The sequence below is a fragment of the Afipia sp. GW822-FHT04G07 genome, from assembly GCF_058800765.1.
The window spans coordinates 3507908-3526376 of sequence record NZ_JBXAMP010000001.1; the positions used below are offsets into that span (position 1 = coordinate 3507908).

Genomic DNA, 18469 nt, shown 5'->3' on the forward strand with positions numbered 1-18469 from the left:
GTCATTAATTCGAACTGATTCCGAAACCGACTTGCATCGCGGATGAAAGACGCGCGGCACGGAGAAAAATCCACTCGTTGTGGGGAAACGCTGTCGCAGCGCGCATTTCGTTTGGAAATTCAGCTGGCGTTCATGTCATTCAGCCGAAACACATCGAAACGCCGCACTAGGCAATTTTTGCCGGGCGCTGTATGAATCGTTAACAGGATATGTTGCGGCCCGCTCGTGCTACGATCACGACGCGCCCGTCGAGGAGATTTCCGATGCGTTACGATGATTTCCGCCGCAGCGATAACATTGACGATCGCCGTGACGACAGCGGTGGCGGCTTCGGCGGAGGCGGCGGCTTCGGTTTTCCGATGGGCGGCGGCGGCGGGCTCGGTATTGGAACCGTGATCGTTCTCGGCCTGATCGGCTGGGCGGTCGGCATCGATCCGCGCATCCTGATCGGCGGCGCGGAAATTCTCACCGGGGGCCAGCAGCAGGCACCGTCTTACCAGACCGACCGCAAGACCGGCCCCGCAAAGGCCGGCGCGCCCTCCGACGAGATGGGCAGCATGATCGCGGGCGTGCTCGGCGAAATCGACGACCGCTGGACCGAAATTTTCCAGGCCAGCGGGCAGACCTATCGCGGGCCGCGCATCGTGCTGTTCCGTAATGCCACCAACGGCGGACGTTGCGGCATGGCGCAGTCGGCCATGGGACCATTCTATTGTCCGCCGGACCGGCAGATTTTCCTCGACACGGGATTCTTCCGCGAGATCGAGACCAAATTCCGCGGCTGCTCGGGCAATGCCTGCAAGTTCACCGCGGCCTACATCATCGCGCATGAAGCGGGTCATCACATCCAGAATCAGCTCGGCATCCTGTCGAAGGCGACGCAGATGCAGCAGCAGGCGAGCAGCAAGGCGGAAGCCAACGCCATTCAGGTGCGCGTCGAGTTGCAGGCGGATTGTCTGTCCGGCGTCTGGGTCAACCGCGAAGAGAAGAAGCGTCCGGGCTTCCTCGAAGCCGGCGACATCGACGCGGCGTTGCAAACCGCCTCCGCCATCGGCGACGATACGCTGCAACGTCAGACGCAGGGCCGCGTGGTGCCGGATTCCTTCACGCACGGCTCGGCCGCGCAGCGCAAGCGCTGGTTCATGACCGGCTATCAGCAGGGCAGCGTGCAGGCCTGCAATACGTTCGCGCCCGGCGTACAGCTTTAACCGCCATGTCTGCAAGCAACGACGCGTCGCCGTTCATCCCGCTCAATATTGCGGTGCTGACGATTTCCGATACGCGCGCGCTTGCCGACGACAAGTCCGGCACCACGCTTGCGGATCGCATCACGGCGGCAGGGCATGTCCTTGCCGCGCGTGACATCGTCACCGACGACGTCGAGGCAATCCGCGCAAAACTAAGAACATGGATCGCCGACGAAGGCGTGGACGTTGTCGTCACAACCGGCGGCACCGGCTTCACTGGCCGCGACGTGACGCCCGAAGCCGTCGAGCCGCTGTTCGAGAAACGGATGGACGGTTTCTCGATTGCGTTTCACATGATGAGTCACGCGAAAATCGGAATGTCGACGATCCAGAGCCGTGCGACGGCGGGCGTCGCCGGTGCGACCTTCATCTTCTGTCTGCCCGGTTCGCCGGGCGCGTGCCGCGATGGATGGGACGGCATTCTCGCGCACCAGCTCGACTACCGCACCAGGCCGTGCAACTTCGTCGAGATCATGCCCCGGCTGGACGAGCACCTGAAGCGCGGCAAGGCGCGAAGCTGACGCCGATCAGCGGCGAACCTTGCTGACGGCCTTCGAGAGGCCGGCAAGGATCATCCGCATCGCCTTGCGATAGGCGCGCAGCCGCAACCGCCGGGCCTTGGCGGTGTGGAGGGCGATGATTTCGGGCGTGACGCGATATTCGCGCTCGTCACGCCCGTGCATCACAAGTCGCGCTCCCAGGTCTCGCCGGTCAGGTCATGACCGAAGCTGTGATGCGGTTTGCTTGCGACGTGTCTGAACCCCGCGTTTTGGTAGATTCCGCGTGCGGCAAGCAGCATGCTTTGCGTCCACAGCGTGATTTTGCGGTAGCCGGACTGGCGCGCGAAGGCGACGCACTCATCGACCAGCCGCTTGCCGAGGCCGATGCCGCGTCCCGCCGGATCAACCAGCAGCAGACGAATCTTTGCAATGTCGTCGGAATGCTTGACCAGAAACACCGAGCCGACCTGTTTGCCGTCGATCTCGGCGATCCAGCAGCGTTCGCGGGCCGGATCGAAATCTTTCAGAAACTGCGCGACGATCTCGGCGACCATGCCTTCAAATGAAATATCCCAGCCAAATTCCTGCGCGTAGAGAAACCCGTGCTGTTGCACGACCCAGCCCATGTCGCCGGGCCTGTGCGTGCGCAGCGTCGCCTCCGGACGGGCCGCCGGCTCGTCGCCAAGCAATCGTTCGATGGTGGTCATCGCCTCGACCAGACGTTGCCCGCCATCGCCGGGAAGCGCGTCGATCATCTTGCCGACTTCCCGATGCGATGTGCGGTCGAGGCGCTCGAAGGCCTGCTTGCCCTTGGCGGTCAATGCCAGCTTGAACTGACGGCGATCCGACGGAACCGGCTTGCGTGTGATCAGCCCTTGTTCGGTGAACGCTTGAACGATCCGGCTGAGGTAGCCGGCGTCGAGGCCCAGCTCGGCGCCGATGTCCTTGGCGAGAGCGCCATCACCATGCGCCAGTTCGAACAGCACGCGGGCTTCGGCCAGCGTGAAGGGGCTTTCCAGCAGGTGCTGCTCGAGCACGCCGATCTTGCGCGTGTAGAACCGGTTGAACTGCCGGACGGCCGCGATCCGCGTGTCCTGACCGTCTTTGGAAGGTGCGCGCATCGGCGAACGTGCCTCGTCTTGTCCAGACGGGCATTCTCATGAAATTGTTGACGCGGTCAAGTATTATTGTTGACGCGGTCAACTACTTCAGGCGGCCACGAAAATCTTGGTTCTGAGCACCGCGCGGCCGGTGCGGCCAAGTTTCGAGATCAGTTTAGCCTCGGCGCGGCGCGTAGCCGGGGCATAGCCGCCGACGCGCTCATAATGGTCGCGGGAGATCAGCAGGCCTTGGTCAGCGGATGGGCCGGAAATAAACCGGGCGAGGGATTTCATCCCGTCGCGCACCGTCGCCTCCTCATAAGGCGAGCGCGCATAACGAAAGATGCCTGCGCGCTGACGTCCGCTCAGCGACACCCGCTGCATGAACTGGGCGGCCTCATCGATCCAGCCGGCTTCCAGTACGGCGCCGGGAAGCAGGAACAGCAGCCACGGCGACCGGCTTTGCTCCGCCCCTGCCGCGAGGGCCGCTGCGCGCGAGCCGTCGAATTTCAGGAAGTCGCATCCCGCGATGTCGGCCACGCGCTCGATCGTGTCGGAGCCCGGCCGGTCGACCAGCACGACCTTCTGCACGATTCCGGCGGCCGCCCCCGGAACGAGGGCAGCGAGGGTGGCAACGACAGGTTGCTCGACGCCTTCGGTGGGAATGACAACGCTGATCATGGGCCGGGGCTGGAATGCTCGTCCGTCAATGCCTAGTGCGGAACCGTTATCATCTTGTCACACTCAGGACAGCCCGTCAGGTGCAGCTTTTTGCGGCATTTGTTAACGGCGGACCCGCCCGGTCCAAACGAAAGCCCCGGCGAAAGTTCGCCGGGGCTTTTTGATGTCGAGACTATCGGTCAGTAGGCGCCGATGGTGATCCCGATGCCGGGCTGGCGGTAATAACCCGGTCCATCATTATAATATCCGGCGCCGTAAGCAGGGCCCGGCGCATAGGCGTAGGAATCCTCATATCCGCCATAACCGCCTCGCCATCCGGGATTGGACACGCACTGGCCGCCGGCGCCGCTCACGGTGCGTGCGCACGAGGCATAGGTCGGATAGCCGCAACTGCGGAAACTCTGTCCATCAGCTTGCGTCGCGCAGAATGCGCCTGCGGAGGCTGGCGTCGCCAAGAGAGCCGAGCCGGCAATCGCGGCGGCTGCGGCGGTCGAATAAAGCAATTCTCGCATAATCGTCTCCCTTCAATGGTCCGTCGGGCGGTCAACGCGGCAGGCAAACAAAAGCTCCGAAAAATCGGCGCTGAAAAATCAGGCTGAAAAATCAGCTCCAAAATTTCCTGTGAGCGCCGCGCGAGAGTTCTTGTTTTGTTCTCATTCGGTGCTATGTTCGCGTCATGAGCCGTGCATCCCATGCCCTCAAACACCCGCCGGTCACGTCGCCCTCCGAGCCGGCGGGTGTTCCTTCTCCTTTTCCCGAGATCGAAGTCGCCATCGACCGCCAGCGGCGCAGGGGCCGCGGGGCGCAATCCAATGCCAGCGGGCGGTTTGAGGCCGAAGCCAGGGTTGTTTTCGACGACGGCTGGCAAAGCCTCGAAGAATTGCCGCCGTTCCAGACCACCGTCGCGCTCGACACCGCGCGCAAGGTCATCACCCGCAACGACTCGCCCGACATCGGCTTCGACCGCTCGATCAATCCCTATCGTGGGTGCGAGCATGGCTGTGTTTATTGCTTCGCGCGCCCGACCCACGCCTATCTTGGGCTCTCGCCGGGGCTGGATTTCGAATCCCGACTGTTCGCCAAGCCGGACGCGCCGGAATTGCTGGAGAAGGAACTGGCCGCGCCGGGTTACGAGCCACGCATGATCGCGATCGGCACCAACACCGATCCCTATCAGCCGATCGAGCGCGAGCATAAAATCATGCGCGGCATTCTCGAGGTTCTGGAGCGAACCGGGCATCCGGTCGGCATCGTGACGAAGTCTGCCTTGGTGACACGGGACATCGACATTCTGGCGCGGATGGCGAAGCGCAATCTCGCCAAGGTCGCGATTTCGGTGACAACGCTGGACCCGAAGCTGGCGCGCACCATGGAGCCGCGCGCGGCGACGCCGCCGAAGCGGCTGGAGGCGCTGCGGCTGCTGGCCGATGCGGGCATTCCCACGACCGTGATGGTCGCGCCCGTGATTCCGGCGCTGAACGATTCCGAGATCGAGCGCATGCTCGATGCCGCCGCCCACGCCGGCGTGAAGGAAGCGAGTTACGTGCTGCTGCGGCTGCCGCTTGAAGTGCGCGACCTGTTTCGCGAATGGCTGATGGCGAACTATCCGGACAGATACCGCCATGTCTTCACGCTGATCCGCGACATGCGTGACGGCCGCGATTACGACTCGCAATGGGGAACGCGCATGAAGGGCACCGGCCCGATGGCGTGGATGATCGGACGGCGGTTCGAGATCGCGTGCGAGAAGCTCGGCCTCAACAAGCGGCGCTCGAAACTCACGACCGCCCACTTCGCGCGGCCCAGGCGCGCCAACGCGCAGCTTGATTTGTTCTAAAGCCGGCTCGGTTGAATAGCGGGCAAGAATGAAAATTCCGGCTTGCGGGGCGGCACGCACGCCCGCAGCATCGCCGCATGATTCGGGATAAATCCGCAGCGGTTCCACAGGCAGCGAAACGCGCGCCGCGCAACGGCGTGATTGCCGTGGTGCCGCCGAGCTTTCGGCGCGAGCGCGCGCTGATCAAGCGCGGCGTCTGGCCGGTCGCGGGCTGCGACGAGGCCGGTCGCGGTCCGCTGGCAGGTCCGGTGGTCGCCGCTGCCGTGATCCTCGATCCGAAACGGATTCCAAAAGGCATCGACGATTCCAAGCGCCTGACGCGGGAGCGCCGCGAGGCGCTGTTCGAGGAAATCTGCGCGACCGCGCTGGTCTCGGTCGCCGTAGCGCCGCCATCGCGGATCGACCGCGACAACATCCTGCGCGCGTCGCTATGGGCGCTGGCGCGGGCTGTTCATGCCTTGCCGGAAATGCCGCAGCATGTGTTCGTCGACGGGCGCGACCGGCTTGATACGTCGTGCGAAAGCGAGGCCGTGATTGGCGGCGACGGTATTGTCATCTCGATCGCCGCGGCTTCGATCGTCGCCAAGGTCTCGCGTGACCGGCTGATGTGCCGGCTGGCGCTCGACCACCCTGGCTACGGTTTCGAGCGCCACATGGGTTACGGCGTTCCGGCCCATCTCGAAGCGCTCGATCGGCTCGGGCCGACGGTTCATCACCGCCGCTTTTTCGCGCCTGTTGCCGCCGCGCGGCAGAAACACGGCGCGGATCAGGACGGTGCGGCGGAGGCGGCGGTTGCGGTTGAGGATGCCGTTGCGGCCATCTGAGCGGTTCGGTTGCCGGATGGCTTGATGCGCCTTATCAGTGAGGCAGTCCCTCAGAAGACCGGTTCATACGTTTCATGCGTTTTACCTCCCTGATCGTTGAACTGGTTCGCGCCCGGCCGCGCCTGATCTTCTGGATCGTGGTGCTGGCGCAGGCGGCGGTGTGGCTGGTCCTGCCGTGGCTGTTGTACGGAAGCCCGCCGGGTGACGTCGCGACCGTGCTGGCTTTCGGCCGGGAGTATCAGGTCGGCACACATCTTGGGCCGCCCGCCGCGTTCTGGCTCGCGGACATCGCTTTCCGTCTGTCCGGCAATCATATCTTCGGCGTCTACCTGCTGTCGCAGCTTTGCTTCATTGTGACGTTCTGGGCGCTGTTCAAACTCAGCCGCGCCATTGTCGGCGCGCAGCAGGCGGTGCTTGCCGTATTGCTGACGGCGACGATCACCGCCTTTTCCTTTCCCGGCATCGAATTCGGCCCACTCATTCTGGCGCGTCCGTTGTGGGCGCTGGTGCTGCTTCATGCATGGCAGATCATCGGGCAGGGGCGGCGCAACGCGTGGTTCCTGTTGCCGGTCGAGGTTGGCCTGCTGCTGCTGACCACGCCGGCTGCAATTCCGCTGCTGGTTTTGCTGGCCATCTTCGCGGCAGCGACCGCGAGGGGCAGGCGCGCATTCGCATCGACCGATCCGCTCTATGCGGCTGTCGTCGTCATCGTGCTGGTATTGCCTTATGCGGTGTGGTGGCTGCGCGCGGATACGACCGCGCTGCCGCCATTGCCCGCGACGGCCGAACTTCAGGACAGGCTGTTCGGCTGGATCGGGCTTCTGTCCGGTCTGCTGTTCGCGCTGTTTGGCGTGGCGCTGCTGGTGATCGCCAACTCCCGCTATCTGGAACGCAAGGCGGAAGATGCGCCGATCATCTATCGCCCGCCGCTCGATCCCTTCGCGCGGCTGTTCGTCTATGTTTTCGCACTGGTCCCCGCGATCACGCTCAGTTTCATGTCGGCGTTGTTCGGCAAGGACCAGATCATCGGCGGCGACGGCATTGCGCTGCTGCTTTCCGGGCTCGCGGTGGTGGTCACCGCGGGCGATCTCATTCCGCTGCGCCGGCAACAGTGGCTGCGCTCGGTCTGGCTCGTCATCATGGCGGCGCCGGTCGTCGTCGTTCTGGGCATCACGTTCATCCAGCCGTGGATTGGCAGCGCTGACGTTGGAACATCGCTTCCCGCGCGCGACATCGGCGTTTTCTTCGGCGAGAATTTCGAGCGGCGCACCGGCCGTCCGCTTGCGGCAGTCGCGGGCGATCCGCAGATCGCGACCTTGATCGGTTTCGCAGCACCCTCGCGTCCGCATGTGATGCTCGATGCGACGCCGCAACAGACGCCGTGGATCACCCCGGCATCGTTCAACGAGACCGGCGGCGTGGTGGTCTGGCGCGCGGCGGATACGGCTGGCACGCCACCCGCTGACATCGTGAAACGGTTTCCCGGTCTTGTGCCGGAAGTGCCCCGCGCGTTCGAGCATAAAGTGCGGGGCCGTCAGGCGCTGCTGCGGATCGGCTGGGGCATCGTGCGACCGCAGGCATCCCGATAGGCGAGAGCGGGGTTACACGGATACTCGCCGCTGCATCATCGCGGAAAGAGCGAGGCCTGCGAGCGCAATGGCCACCGCCGGGAACACGACGATGTTGACCATCGACCAGCCGTAGCTGGCGAGCAACTGGCCCGATGAGAACGAGCCGATCGCCACCAGCCCGAACACGATGAAATCGTTGAAGGCCTGAACTTTCTTGCCTTCCTGCGGACGGTGCGTCTCGACAATCAGTGCCGATGCGCCGACGAACGAAAAATTCCAGCCCATGCCGACCATGAACAGCGCGGCCCAGAAATGCGGCGCGGTGATGCCAGACAATCCAATGGTCGCGGCGGTCGCCTCCAGCAGAAGGCCGAGTGCCGCGATCTTCGCCGCGCCGAACCGCAAGATCAGCGAACCGGTGAAGAAACTCGGCGCGAACATCGCGACAATGTGCCATTGGATGCCGAAATTGGAATCGCTGAGGCTCAGTCCGCAGAACTTCATCGCCAGCGGCGCGGATGTCATCAGCAGGTTCATACCCGTAAAGGAAACCGCGCCGCACACCGCCGCCGCGATGAATCGCGGTTGCCGGACGATCTCCAGCAACGGCCGTCCTCCCGCCAGATGTGCGGGAGGAGGTTTGGGCGCATCGACAGTCGACAGCACAGCCATCGCCACCAGCGCGACCAGCGCCTGAACCAGAAAGCTTACGGCGAAGAGGTACGGCGGCCAGATATCCATGGTCCACTGCACAAGTTGCGGACCGAGTACGCCAGCAAACACGCCGCCGGCCATCACCCACGAAATCGCTTTCGGGCGATACGCGGCGCTGGCGCCGTCCGTCGCAGCAAAACGGTAGGACTGCGACACCGCGCCATAGAGTCCGCCGAGAAATGTCGCGAAGCAGAACAGGACGAATGAGCCTTGCAGAATGGCGACAGCGGCGACGACACCGCACAGCGCTCCACACCCGGTGCCTGCGATGAATGCGGCGCGCCGGCCAAACGCTTGCGAGATCATGCCGGTCGGTAAAGTGCCTGCGGCAAGTCCGAGGACGTAGATCGAGAGCGGCAGGGTTGCGAGCGAAATGCTGGGGGCGAGCGTTGCGCCGACGATCGAGCCGGTCGCAAAAATGACCGCCGCATTGGCGCCGGTCAAAGCTTGCGCTGCCGCAAGCCGTTTGACGTTTGCACGTGCGCGGGTGTCGTTGGTCGTCTCTGCCGTGTTAGCCGTCACATTCCACCCGGGGGTTATTTCTTGGTTATTTCTTTCATGCTTATGGATGGAAATAGGAGATTCTTCCACGTGCAATCCCGTGATGGCCGTCATGCAAAGCCCGGGTGCGATCCAAAGAAGACGCGATCGAAAGAATGAGGAAGGTTAGACGAGCGTCAGCGCCGTCAGCCCTGAAGCGCTTTTTGCACCGCGCGCAGGTCCTGCCATGTCAGGCGCTTGTAGCTCGGCTGCCGCAACAGATACGCCGGATGGAATGTCGCCATCGCCTTGATCGTTCGCTTGCCGGTGTCGTAGTCGAACCATCGGCCGCGGGTTTTCATGATGCCGTCCTTGAGATCGAGCACGGCCTGTGACGACGGCTTGCCGAGACACACCAGCACATCGGGATCGACGAGTTCGATCTGCCGCCGAATGAAGGGCAGGCAGATCTGCGTTTCCTGCGGCGATGGATCGCGATTGCCCGGCGGCCGCCACGGGATGATGTTGGCGATATAGGCGTTGCTGCGGTTGAGACCGATGGCAGCCATCATCAGGTCGAGCAGCTTGCCGGAGCGGCCGACGAACGGCAGTCCTTCCAGATCCTCGTCGCGTCCTGGCGCTTCGCCGACGAACATGATTTTCGCTTCCGGGTTGCCGTCGGCGAACACCAGCCGCGTCGCGGTCGATTTCAGCGCGCAGCCGTCGAAGCGTTCGAGCAACGCGCGCAGTTCCGCAAGCGATGCAGCCTGGGGCGCAATCTCACGCGCCGACATGATCGCGGCGTCCGGCGCGGGCACAGGCCCGGCAGGAATCGGCGGAGGAACAGGGTTCGCAGTGCGGAACAGTGCGGGCTTGGCTGCCGGCTTTTCCTCGGCCGCCGGCTCTTCCGAAAGGCGGTCGACAGGGGTATCCGACAACGCGCAATCGACCCCGGCCTCCAGATAGAAGGCGAGAAGTTCGCGGGCTGTGGGCGTGGGTTCTGACATCGGCACGGCGTCAATCTAGGCCGGATCGCGCTGCAGCGAAACGGGGTTGTTCTTGCGCTGAAAATCGGGAAGAACCATGCTTAGAAACATTCTGAAACGCCATTTCGAGATGACATCATGAGCACCGAGCCGCTTCCGCCGCGCGATTCCATGGAATTCGACGTTGTGATCGTCGGAGCAGGGCCATCGGGTCTGGCGGCCGCCATCCGGCTGAAGCAGATCAACCCGGAACTGACGGTTGTCGTGGTCGAGAAGGGTTCGGAAGTCGGCGCGCATATTCTGTCGGGCGCGGTGATCGATCCGGTCTCGCTCGACAAGCTGATCCCGGACTGGCGCGAGGACGCCGACTGTCCGCTGAAGACGCAGGTGAAGGACGACCAGTTCTTCTGGATGACGGGTAGCTCCGCGATCAAGCTGCCAAACTTCATGATGCCGCCGCTGATGAACAACCATCATTGCTTCATCGGCTCGCTCGGCGACGTGTGCCGCTGGCTCGGCCCGCGCGCGGAAGCGCTCGGCGTTGAAATCTATCCCGGCTTCGCCGCGGTCGAGGTGCTCTACGGTGAAAATGGCGAGGTGCGCGGCATCGCCACCGGCGACATGGGCGTGGCGCGCGACGGTTCGCACAAGGCGTCCTACACGCGCGGCATGGAATTGCTCGGCAAGTACACGCTGTTCGCGGAAGGTGCGCGCGGTTCTCTCACCAAGCAGCTGATCGCGAAGTTCGCGCTCGACAAGGATTCTGAGCCGTCGAAGTTCGGCATCGGCCTCAAGGAGGTCTGGCAGATCGATCCGGCGAAACACAAGAAGGGGCTGATCCAGCATTCCTTCGGCTGGCCGCTGAACATGTCCACCGGCGGCGGATCGTTCCTTTATCACTACAACGAGAACCTCGTCGCCGTCGGTTTCGTCGTGCATCTGAACTACGACGATCCTTACCTTTCGCCGTTCGATGAATTCCAGCGCTTCAAGACCCATCCGAAGATCAGCGGCGTCTTCGAGGGTGCCAAGCGTATCGCCTATGGCGCGCGCGCGATCACCGAAGGCGGCTACCAGTCGGTGCCGCGCCTGACCTTCAAGGGCGGCGCGCTGATCGGCTGCGCGGCCGGTTTCGTCAACGTGCCGCGCATCAAGGGCGTCCACAACGCGATGGGCACCGGGATGCAGGCGGCCGAACATGTCGCGGCGGCGCTCGCGGCTGGGCGCGCCAACGATGAAATCGTCGAATACGAAAACGGCTGGCGCGATTCGGCGGTCGGCAAGGACCTGTTCAAGGTCCGTAACGTCAAGCCGCTGTGGTCGAAGTTCGGCACCATCGTTGGCGTCGGCCTTGGCGGTATCGACATGTGGACCAACACGCTGTTCGGCTTCTCGCTGTTCGGCACGCTGTCGCACGCCAAGCCTGACCGCAAGACGCTGGATCCTGCCAAGGCGCATGCGCCGATTTCCGGCCCGAAGCCGGACGGCAAGCTGACCTTCGACAAGTTGTCGTCGGTCTTCCTGTCCAACACCAACCATGAGGAGGATCAGCCGATCCATCTCAAGGTGGCGGACATGAACCTGCAAAAGACGTCCGAACACGATGTCTTCGCCGGTCCTTCGAACCGCTACTGCCCCGCAGGCGTTTACGAATGGGTCGAGGAATCGTCCGGGCCGCGTTTCCAGATCAACGCCCAGAACTGCGTCCACTGCAAAACCTGCGACGTGAAAGACCCGAACGGTAATATTACATGGGTTCCGCCCGAGGGCGGCGGCGGGCCTAATTATCAGTCAATGTAAGCACGATTGCGCGAGGATGGCGGATCGTCACGATTGCGCCACACTGGCTGGGCTCGTCGTTTGACGGCTCGAATCCTTGCGGATGACAGCCAAAAGAGCCATTGTCCCGATGCTGCTGGCCTGACCGGTCGCACACCCCAATCATGGAGCCGGCGAGCGTGATGTTCCAAGGTCGTTTCAGTCGCGTGGCCGTTGCCACACTCGCTCTGACGTCGGTGCTGGCCTATGCCGGTCCGCTCGCCGCGCAAACCCGCACCAGCGCCAGCGAAGACGCCAAGCAGGCAACGTTCCCGACCTCGCGTGATCTGATCGGTCTGACCGTGTCCGGCAGCTATCTCGCCGCGCGTCACGCCAGCGTCGACCGCGACGCTACCGCAGCCGCTGCATTCTACCGCGCGGCGCTGCGCTCCGATCCGAAGAACAACGAACTGCTCGACCGCGCCTTCATCGCGTCGCTCGCCGATGGCGACATCGACGAGGCCGTGAAGCTCGCCGATCGCATTCTGACCATCGACAAGAACAATCGCGTCGCGCGACTGGTCGCGGGCGTGCGCTCGCTGCGGCAGAAGCAGTACGCCGCCGCCCAGCAGAACATCAATCAGTCGATCCGCGGACCGATCACCGATCTGGTTGCGACGCTGTTGTCGGGATGGGCGAGCTACGGCGCAGGCAACACGCAGGCGGCGGTCGCCAATATCGACAAGCTCGCGGGACCGGAATGGTATCCGATCTTCAAGGATCTCCACACCGGCATGATCCTTGAGCTTGCCAACAAGCAGAAGGACGCGGGCGTTCGCTTCGAGCGCGCCTACAAGCTTGACGATTCTGCGTTGCGGGTGTCGGACGCCTATGCGCGCTGGCTGTCGCGCAACAAGGACGCGGCGGCTGCGACCGCCATCTATGAGGGTTTCGACAAGAAGCTCGCGCGCCATCCGCTGGTGGTGGAAGGCATCCGCGAAACCAAGGCCGGCAAGAAACTGTCGCCGCTGGCGGAAACGCCGCAGCAGGGCGCGGCCGAGGCGCTCTACGGCATCGGCGCGTCGCTTACGCGCCGCGGCGGTGAGGATCTCGCGCTGGTCTATCTTCAGCTCGCGCTTTACCTCAACCCGAACCATTCCCTTGCGCTGCTTTCGCTGGCGGATCTCTATGAATCCGTGAAGAAGCCGCAGATGGCGATCAAGGTGTATGAGCGCGTCCCCGCGACGTCGCCGCTCAAGCGCAACGCACAGATCCAGCTTGCGACCGATCTTGACGCCGTCGATCGCACCGATGAAGGCATCAAGATTCTGAAAGCCGTCGTTGCCGACGATCCGAAGGACCTTGAGGCGATCATGGCGCTCGGCAACATCGAGCGTGCGCGCAAGAAATTCGAGGATTGCAGCGAGACCTACGGCAAGGGCATCGAGGTCCAGGCCGGAACGGAGAAGCCGAACTGGGTGTTCTATTACTTCCGCGGCATTTGCGGCGAGCGCTCGAAGCAGTGGTCGAAGGCCGAGGCCGATCTCAAGAAGGCGCTCGAGATGCAGCCCGAGCAGCCGCACGTTCTCAACTATCTCGGCTATTCGTGGATCGATCAGGGCATCAATCTCGATGAAGCCATGAAGATGATCCGCCGCGCGGTCGAGCAGCGGCCGGACGACGGTTACATCGTGGATTCGCTTGGCTGGGCTTACTATCGCATCGCCGACTACGAGAACGCCGTGAAGAATCTCGAGCGCGCGATCGATCTCAAGCCGGAAGATCCGACGATCAACGACCATCTCGGCGACGCCTACTGGCGCGTCGGGCGGACGCTGGAGGCGAAATTCCAGTGGGCTCATGCGCGCGATCTCAAGCCCGAGGCGGAAGAGCTGCCGAAGATCGAGGCCAAGCTGCGTGACGGCCTGCCGGAGGATACGTCCAACGCGGCAGCCGCCGAGAAGAAGAAAGAAGACGGCCGGGGCGGCTGATCCAGGCCGTTCTTTCGGCCGTCAACGATCGGCGTCCCTCCATGTCATTGCCGGGCTTGACCCGGCAATCCATCTTCCTCAATAACCATTGAGCTTCCTGAGCGCGCGCAGGCTGGGTCTGTGCGCGATATGTCGTTGCCTGGAATGGCGGAAACTCGATGACCCTTCTGACCGAAACCGCCCGCGCCAAGGTCAACCTGACTTTGCGCGTTCTCGGCCGCCGCGCCGACGGTTATCATGACATCGAAAGCCTCGTGGTGTTCGCCGACTGCGCGGACACGCTGACGCTGACGCCCGGTCCGCAACTCGATCTTTCGACCGGCGGTCCCGGAGCAGAGGCCTGTGGAGATACTGCCGACAATCTGGTCATTCGCGCGGCGCGGCTGCTCGGCGAGCGCATTCCCGGCCTGACGCTTGGACACTTCACGCTGGACAAGCATCTGCCAGTCGCGGCCGGCATCGGCGGTGGTTCGGCGGACGCAGCGGCGGCCTTGCGGCTGCTGGCGCAGGCGAACGGCATTGCAAGCGATGATCAGCGCATTGTCGATGTCGCGCGCGAAACCGGCGCAGACATTCCGGTGTGTCTCGCTTCGAAGGCCTGCACCATGACCGGCGTGGGCGAAAATCTGTCGATGCTCGACGTGCCGTCGATGCCATGCGTGATGGTCAATCCGCGCGTCGGCGTCGCGACCAAGGATGTGTTCGCGGCTCTCGGGCTCGGCAAGGGCGAATTTCTTGCGGGCGCGGGCGACGTGATGCTGTCGCCCGGCTGGCCGGCGGACGGTGCGTCATTCGATGCGTGGCTCGATGCGATTGGAAGAGGCACCAACGATCTGGAGCGGCCGGCGCTGAAAGTCGAACCGATCATTGGTGATGTGCTGGAAGCGCTGCGTGCGACGGAGGGCGTGCGGCTCGCGCGCATGTCCGGTTCGGGCGCGACGTGCTTTGCGATCTTCCAGACCATCGGCGATGCGGGCCAGGCAGCGAAAGCCATTTCGCAAGCCCACCCCGGCTGGTGGGTTCATGCCGGCGTGCTGAGCTGAAAAGAAGCTAGTGCGAGCGCGCGAGGCAGAACGCAACGACCTGCTCGAGCGCGGTCTTCATCGGCGATGACGGAAACAGCGCCAGCGCATCGACGGCCATGGCGCCATAATGCTGGGCGCGGTTCATCGCGTCTTCGAGCGTGCGATGCTTGGTCATGAGGCCGATGGCGTGATCGAGGTCACCGTCCGCGATCTCGCCCTTCTCCAGCGTGCGGATCCAGAATGCGCGCTCGACGTCGTTGCCGCGGCGGAACGCGAGCACCACCGGCAGCGTGATCTTGCCTTCGCGGAAATCGTCGCCGAGGTTCTTGCCGAGCTTGGCGGCCTTGCCGCCGTAATCCAGCACGTCATCGACGAGCTGGAACGCGATGCCGAGATTCATGCCGACCGAGCGGCAGGCGGTCTGTTCGGCCTTCGGGCGGTTGGCGATCACCGGGCCGACTTCACAGGCCGCGGCGAACAGCTCAGCCGTCTTGCCGCGGATCACGGCGAGATATTCGTCCTCGGTGGTGGCGGTGTTTTTCGCCGCCGCGAGTTGCATTACCTCGCCCTCGGCGATGGTGGCGGCCGCCGACGACAGGATGTCGAGCGCGCGCAGCGAGCCGACTTCGACCATCATCCGGAATGCCTGCCCGAGCAGGAAGTCGCCGACCAGCACGCTGGCCTCGTTGCCCCACAGCATGCGCGCGGAGAGCTTGCCGCGCCGCAGTTCGCTTTCGTCCACCACGTCGTCATGCAGCAGCGTCGCGGTGTGCATGAACTCCACCGCCGCGGCGAGCTTGATATGGCCTTCGCCCGTGTAGCCGGTGAGGTTGGCCATCGCCAGCGTCAGCATCGGACGCAGGCGCTTGCCGCCCGACGAAATCAGGTGATTGGCGACCTCGGGGATCATCGTGACTTCCGAGCCGGTTCGCGACAAAATGGTGCTGTTGACGCGCTCCATGTCGGACGCAACAAGCTCGACAAGCCGATCTATCGATGGCGTCGAGTGGCTCTCAAAGGGTACAATAACCGCCACGTCCGGTCTCCGGATGAATTTAGGGGCACAATAGAAACTGCCGTGCGATGCGGCAAGAGCAACGAACGGGCCTCCCGGATCGTTTCCAACTGCGGGAGACGGCTGCTTTGAAGGAACTGGTGCGGACCAACGATGTGGTGCTGGTGTCTGCGATCGGCGCATTGCTGGACGGGGCCAATATCCATCATCTCGTTCTCGATAATAACATGAGCATCATGGACGGATCGCTGGGCGTTCTCCCCCGGCGCATCCTCGTCCACGAGGACGACAATATGGCAGCCCGGCAACTGCTCTCCGATGCTGGCCTCGCCCATGAGTTGCGAGACAATGACTGATCCCGCCGCCCCCAACCCGGCAACTGGCGTCACGGACGATCTGTTTCTCGGCGGGCAATTGCGGCTGCGTCAGCCGGTACGCGGCCATCGCGCGGGTCATGACGCGATCTTGCTCGCGGCAGCCGCGCCCGCGCGGCCCGGACATCGCGTTGTGGAATTCGGCGCTGGCGTCGGTGCCGCGGGGCTCAGCGTGGCCCGCCGCGTCGCCAATGTCGATCTGGTGCTCGTTGAGATCGATGCGGCGCTTGCGTCACTGGCGCGCGCCAATGCTGACGTGAATGGCATCAACGCGCATGTCGCAATGCTCGATGTCACCGGGAGCGCCGATGCTTTCGCAGCGTCTGGACTTGGTCCTGACAGCGCCGATGTGGTGCTGATGAATCCGCCGTTCCACGACGCGGGCCGGCATCGGCCCTCACCGGACCCCGCGCGGGCGGTTGCGCATGTGGCGGCTGCCGACACGCTGGAAAAATGGACCCATGCCGCGCGGCGCGTGCTGAAATCCGGCGGGACGCTGACGCTGATCTGGCGGGCGGATGGACTGGCCGAGGTGTTGACCGCGCTGGCACGCGGATTCGGCAGCATCGAAATCCTGCCGGTTCATCCCACTCCCGGCGCGGCTGCGATCCGTGTGCTGGTCAGCGCCGTCAAAGGCGGACGGGCGCCGCTGGTGCTGCACGCCGGCCTTGTGCTTCTGGATGCGAATGGGGAAGCAGGAGCGGAAGCTCAGGCCATCCTGGGCGGAAAGGCCACATTGCCGCTGGCGAAGGCGCCATAAACTGTTGAATGCCGACCGCTGAATGCTCAGCGGGCCAGCAGTCTGCTTATTGGGTTACCGATTTTGGTCCCTTTTCGGGCACCTGGGTGAAGTGGATGGTCGTCAGGAGAACGCCAATCAGCAAGATCAGGAGGTAAATCTTCATTTTTGCACCTTTAGGGCTGCGCTGCTGCAACCGTTGTGATTGTTGCAAAGCAAAGTGCGTTCCAGTTTTGCCGCGCTCCGGCGAATAACCGGAGAATTCAAGGAAATCCCGTCCGATCAGATATTTAGACGGAATTTCGGCACAAACGACGTGCTTAACGATTGTCGAATGTGCTGATGGCTCCTGATGCCAGTTACCGAATAATAAACCGTGAACATGAAGGGCTTTCCATGGCCGAGAATGACGGCAGAGATCACTTTGGCGCGAGATTGAGAAATCTGCTGCCGGCGCGATGGCGCGGCGGGGCGGTGGTGCCCGTGGTGCGTTTGTCTGGTGTGATCGGCGCGGTGACGCCGCTGCGGCCGGGTATGTCGCTGTCCGGCGTGTCCCGGACGCTGGAGCGCGCCTTCGCAACCAAGGGCGCAAAAGCGGTCGCGCTGGTGATCAATTCGCCCGGCGGCTCGCCGGTTCAGTCGCGGCAGATCTATCAGCGCATCCGCCAGCTCGCCGCCGAGAAGAAACTGCGCGTGCTGGTGTTCGTCGAGGATGTGGCGGCATCCGGCGGCTACATGATCGCGTGCGCGGGCGATGAGATTTTCTGCGATCCGTCGTCTATCGTCGGCTCGATCGGCGTGGTCGGCGGCACGTTCGGTTTTACCGAACTGATCAAGAAGGTCGGTATCGAGCGCAGGCTCTATACGTCGGGCGATCACAAGGCGACGCTCGATCCGTTCCTGCCGGAGAACCCCGAGGATGTCGCGCGGCTGAAGGCGATCCAGCGCGAGATCCACGACACCTTCATCACGCTGGTGAAGGACAGCCGCGGCGCGCGGCTCAAGGGTGAAGGCGATTATCTTTTCACCGGCGAATACTGGGCGGGCGAGCGCGCGGTGAAACTCGGTCTGGCCGATGCCATCGGCGACTTGCGCACCGTGCTGCGCGCGCGATACGGCGAGAAAGTTCAGATGCCGGTGATCGCGCCGCCGACAGGACTGCTGTCGGGCCTTGCAGGCCGCAAGCCCGGCGCGGGATCGTCCGTGCTGGACTTCACGGGATTTTCACAGGATCTGATTTCGACGCTGGAAGAACGCGCGGTCTGGGCGCGTTACGGTTTGTAGAACGGGAGACCGACGATGCCGCCGCTGATCCTGATTGCCGCCGGAATTCTGGGTGGCGCGGCATTGGTGCGTTTCGCGGTGCGCGAGGGCAAGCGCATCAATCGCGAACTCGACGATGCGCGCAAGGCCAAACCCGCCGAGCAGGAGAGCCTTCCAAAACTCCGCCGCGATCCCGAGACCGGGACCTACAGGCCATGATCGCGAAAGCGGGGTACGAGACGATCAGCCGTGCCTGCGCACGTCGTTGATGGTCATGATGCAGAGCGCAGCCATCACGGCGGCCGCAAGCAGAACCTGAAACACAATCATTGCCATCCCCGTCAAAAGCACCGCCGGTTAAACC

19 protein-coding genes are annotated in these 18469 nt (G+C 63.4%); 12 read left to right on the forward strand and 7 right to left on the reverse strand.

What is annotated here, in order from left to right; all coding sequences use genetic code 11:
* The first annotated feature begins 263 nt into the window (after positions 1 to 263).
* Both ypfJ and moaB read left to right on the forward strand, forming a co-directional pair.
* The gene (ypfJ, locus tag AC1RKJ_RS17200; RefSeq protein ID WP_492792125.1) at positions 264 to 1208 is read left to right on the forward strand and encodes a KPN_02809 family neutral zinc metallopeptidase; all 945 of its coding nucleotides are present in this window, start codon (positions 264 to 266) and stop codon (positions 1206 to 1208) included.
* 5 nt (positions 1209 to 1213) lie between these two features.
* On the forward strand, positions 1214 to 1768 hold the full coding sequence (gene moaB / locus AC1RKJ_RS17205) for a molybdenum cofactor biosynthesis protein B (RefSeq protein WP_492792126.1): 555 nt from the start codon (positions 1214 to 1216) through the stop codon (positions 1766 to 1768).
* A 6-nt stretch (positions 1769 to 1774) separates the two neighbouring features.
* On the opposite strand, the gene AC1RKJ_RS17210 is transcribed toward moaB, so the two are convergent.
* From AC1RKJ_RS17210 to AC1RKJ_RS17225, 4 genes are all read right to left on the reverse strand, one after another.
* Positions 1775 to 1930 (reverse strand): hypothetical protein, encoded by a 156-nt coding sequence (locus AC1RKJ_RS17210; protein WP_492792127.1) that lies wholly within the window; start codon positions 1928 to 1930, stop codon positions 1775 to 1777.
* Positions 1930 to 2868, reverse strand: a complete 939-nt coding sequence (locus AC1RKJ_RS17215) for a bifunctional helix-turn-helix transcriptional regulator/GNAT family N-acetyltransferase (RefSeq protein WP_492792128.1) — start codon at positions 2866 to 2868, stop codon at positions 1930 to 1932. The genes AC1RKJ_RS17210 and AC1RKJ_RS17215 overlap by 1 nt, the downstream gene beginning before the upstream one ends.
* 87 nt (positions 2869 to 2955) lie before the next feature.
* Entirely contained in the window at positions 2956 to 3528 is a 573-nt protein-coding gene (locus tag AC1RKJ_RS17220) for a glycosyltransferase family protein (protein WP_492792129.1), read from the reverse strand.
* 179 nt (positions 3529 to 3707) lie between these two features.
* Positions 3708 to 4040: a DUF3551 domain-containing protein gene (locus tag AC1RKJ_RS17225; RefSeq protein WP_492792130.1), complete on the reverse strand. Its 333-nt coding sequence runs from the start codon at positions 4038 to 4040 to the stop codon at positions 3708 to 3710.
* A 164-nt stretch (positions 4041 to 4204) separates the two neighbouring features.
* Between AC1RKJ_RS17225 and AC1RKJ_RS17230 the strand changes: the two genes are divergently transcribed.
* From AC1RKJ_RS17230 to AC1RKJ_RS17240, 3 genes are all read left to right on the forward strand, one after another.
* On the forward strand, positions 4205 to 5365 hold the full coding sequence (locus AC1RKJ_RS17230) for a PA0069 family radical SAM protein (protein WP_492792131.1): 1161 nt from the start codon (positions 4205 to 4207) through the stop codon (positions 5363 to 5365).
* A 77-nt stretch (positions 5366 to 5442) separates the two neighbouring features.
* Positions 5443 to 6189 carry a ribonuclease HII gene (rnhB, locus tag AC1RKJ_RS17235; RefSeq protein WP_492792132.1) on the forward strand — a complete coding sequence of 249 codons (747 nt, stop codon included), beginning with the start codon at positions 5443 to 5445 and terminating at the stop codon, positions 6187 to 6189.
* 74 nt (positions 6190 to 6263) lie between these two features.
* On the forward strand, positions 6264 to 7778 hold the full coding sequence (locus tag AC1RKJ_RS17240) for a glycosyltransferase family 39 protein (RefSeq protein WP_492792133.1): 1515 nt from the start codon (positions 6264 to 6266) through the stop codon (positions 7776 to 7778).
* A 12-nt stretch (positions 7779 to 7790) separates the two neighbouring features.
* On the opposite strand, the gene AC1RKJ_RS17245 is transcribed toward AC1RKJ_RS17240, so the two are convergent.
* Together AC1RKJ_RS17245 and AC1RKJ_RS17250 are read right to left on the reverse strand one after the other, a co-directional pair.
* Positions 7791 to 8996: an MFS transporter gene (locus AC1RKJ_RS17245; protein WP_492792134.1), complete on the reverse strand. Its 1206-nt coding sequence runs from the start codon at positions 8994 to 8996 to the stop codon at positions 7791 to 7793.
* Between the two features lie 164 nt (positions 8997 to 9160).
* Complete coding sequence (locus AC1RKJ_RS17250; RefSeq protein ID WP_492792135.1) at positions 9161 to 9961, reverse strand: uracil-DNA glycosylase; 801 nt, start codon at positions 9959 to 9961, stop codon at positions 9161 to 9163.
* A gap of 117 nt (positions 9962 to 10078) precedes the next feature.
* Here AC1RKJ_RS17250 and AC1RKJ_RS17255 point away from each other — a divergent pair, with 117 nt between their 5' ends.
* From AC1RKJ_RS17255 to AC1RKJ_RS17265, 3 genes are all read left to right on the forward strand, one after another.
* Positions 10079 to 11740, forward strand: coding sequence for an electron transfer flavoprotein-ubiquinone oxidoreductase (locus AC1RKJ_RS17255; RefSeq protein ID WP_492792136.1), 1662 nt, complete (start codon positions 10079 to 10081; stop codon positions 11738 to 11740).
* A 161-nt stretch (positions 11741 to 11901) separates the two neighbouring features.
* Entirely contained in the window at positions 11902 to 13689 is a 1788-nt protein-coding gene (locus AC1RKJ_RS17260; RefSeq protein ID WP_492792137.1) for a tetratricopeptide repeat protein, read from the forward strand.
* A gap of 158 nt (positions 13690 to 13847) precedes the next feature.
* Positions 13848 to 14732, forward strand: coding sequence for a 4-(cytidine 5'-diphospho)-2-C-methyl-D-erythritol kinase (locus tag AC1RKJ_RS17265; protein ID WP_492792138.1), 885 nt, complete (start codon positions 13848 to 13850; stop codon positions 14730 to 14732).
* A 7-nt stretch (positions 14733 to 14739) separates the two neighbouring features.
* On the opposite strand, the gene AC1RKJ_RS17270 is transcribed toward AC1RKJ_RS17265, so the two are convergent.
* The gene (locus tag AC1RKJ_RS17270) at positions 14740 to 15750 is read right to left on the reverse strand and encodes a polyprenyl synthetase family protein (protein WP_492792139.1); all 1011 of its coding nucleotides are present in this window, start codon (positions 15748 to 15750) and stop codon (positions 14740 to 14742) included.
* Between the two features lie 107 nt (positions 15751 to 15857).
* Here AC1RKJ_RS17270 and AC1RKJ_RS17275 point away from each other — a divergent pair, with 107 nt between their 5' ends.
* The 4 genes from AC1RKJ_RS17275 to AC1RKJ_RS17290 all read left to right on the forward strand — a co-directional run bounded on the left by AC1RKJ_RS17275 (position 15858) and on the right by AC1RKJ_RS17290 (position 18324).
* Positions 15858 to 16085 (forward strand): putative signal transducing protein, encoded by a 228-nt coding sequence (locus AC1RKJ_RS17275; RefSeq protein WP_492792140.1) that lies wholly within the window; start codon positions 15858 to 15860, stop codon positions 16083 to 16085.
* On the forward strand, positions 16078 to 16863 hold the full coding sequence (locus tag AC1RKJ_RS17280) for a tRNA1(Val) (adenine(37)-N6)-methyltransferase (protein WP_492792141.1): 786 nt from the start codon (positions 16078 to 16080) through the stop codon (positions 16861 to 16863). The genes AC1RKJ_RS17275 and AC1RKJ_RS17280 overlap by 8 nt, the downstream gene beginning before the upstream one ends.
* Positions 16864 to 17238: 375 nt before the next feature.
* Positions 17239 to 18126: a S49 family peptidase gene (locus tag AC1RKJ_RS17285; protein ID WP_492792142.1), complete on the forward strand. Its 888-nt coding sequence runs from the start codon at positions 17239 to 17241 to the stop codon at positions 18124 to 18126.
* A 15-nt stretch (positions 18127 to 18141) separates the two neighbouring features.
* Positions 18142 to 18324: a hypothetical protein gene (locus AC1RKJ_RS17290; RefSeq protein ID WP_492792143.1), complete on the forward strand. Its 183-nt coding sequence runs from the start codon at positions 18142 to 18144 to the stop codon at positions 18322 to 18324.
* Positions 18325 to 18469 lie beyond the last annotated feature (145 nt).

Excerpts from the sequence above, each read along its gene's own strand:
- AC1RKJ_RS17220 (WP_492792129.1), bottom strand. The coding sequence starts at position 3,528 with ATGATCAGCGTTGTCATTCCCACCGAAGGCGTCGAGCAACCTGTCGTT.
- AC1RKJ_RS17280 (WP_492792141.1), top strand. The coding sequence starts at position 16,078 with ATGACTGATCCCGCCGCCCCCAACCCGGCAACTGGCGTCACGGACGAT.
- AC1RKJ_RS17225 (WP_492792130.1), bottom strand. The coding sequence starts at position 4,040 with ATGCGAGAATTGCTTTATTCGACCGCCGCAGCCGCCGCGATTGCCGGC.
- AC1RKJ_RS17215 (WP_492792128.1), bottom strand. The coding sequence starts at position 2,868 with ATGCGCGCACCTTCCAAAGACGGTCAGGACACGCGGATCGCGGCCGTC.
- moaB (WP_492792126.1), top strand. The coding sequence starts at position 1,214 with ATGTCTGCAAGCAACGACGCGTCGCCGTTCATCCCGCTCAATATTGCG.
- AC1RKJ_RS17210 (WP_492792127.1), bottom strand. The coding sequence starts at position 1,930 with ATGCACGGGCGTGACGAGCGCGAATATCGCGTCACGCCCGAAATCATC.
- AC1RKJ_RS17260 (WP_492792137.1), top strand. The coding sequence starts at position 11,902 with ATGTTCCAAGGTCGTTTCAGTCGCGTGGCCGTTGCCACACTCGCTCTG.
- AC1RKJ_RS17285 (WP_492792142.1), top strand. The coding sequence starts at position 17,239 with ATGGCCGAGAATGACGGCAGAGATCACTTTGGCGCGAGATTGAGAAAT.
- AC1RKJ_RS17230 (WP_492792131.1), top strand. The coding sequence starts at position 4,205 with ATGAGCCGTGCATCCCATGCCCTCAAACACCCGCCGGTCACGTCGCCC.
- AC1RKJ_RS17255 (WP_492792136.1), top strand. The coding sequence starts at position 10,079 with ATGAGCACCGAGCCGCTTCCGCCGCGCGATTCCATGGAATTCGACGTT.
- AC1RKJ_RS17240 (WP_492792133.1), top strand. The coding sequence starts at position 6,264 with ATGCGTTTTACCTCCCTGATCGTTGAACTGGTTCGCGCCCGGCCGCGC.
- AC1RKJ_RS17265 (WP_492792138.1), top strand. The coding sequence starts at position 13,848 with ATGACCCTTCTGACCGAAACCGCCCGCGCCAAGGTCAACCTGACTTTG.
- ypfJ (WP_492792125.1), top strand. The coding sequence starts at position 264 with ATGCGTTACGATGATTTCCGCCGCAGCGATAACATTGACGATCGCCGT.
- AC1RKJ_RS17290 (WP_492792143.1), top strand. The coding sequence starts at position 18,142 with ATGCCGCCGCTGATCCTGATTGCCGCCGGAATTCTGGGTGGCGCGGCA.
- rnhB (WP_492792132.1), top strand. The coding sequence starts at position 5,443 with ATGATTCGGGATAAATCCGCAGCGGTTCCACAGGCAGCGAAACGCGCG.
- AC1RKJ_RS17250 (WP_492792135.1), bottom strand. The coding sequence starts at position 9,961 with ATGTCAGAACCCACGCCCACAGCCCGCGAACTTCTCGCCTTCTATCTG.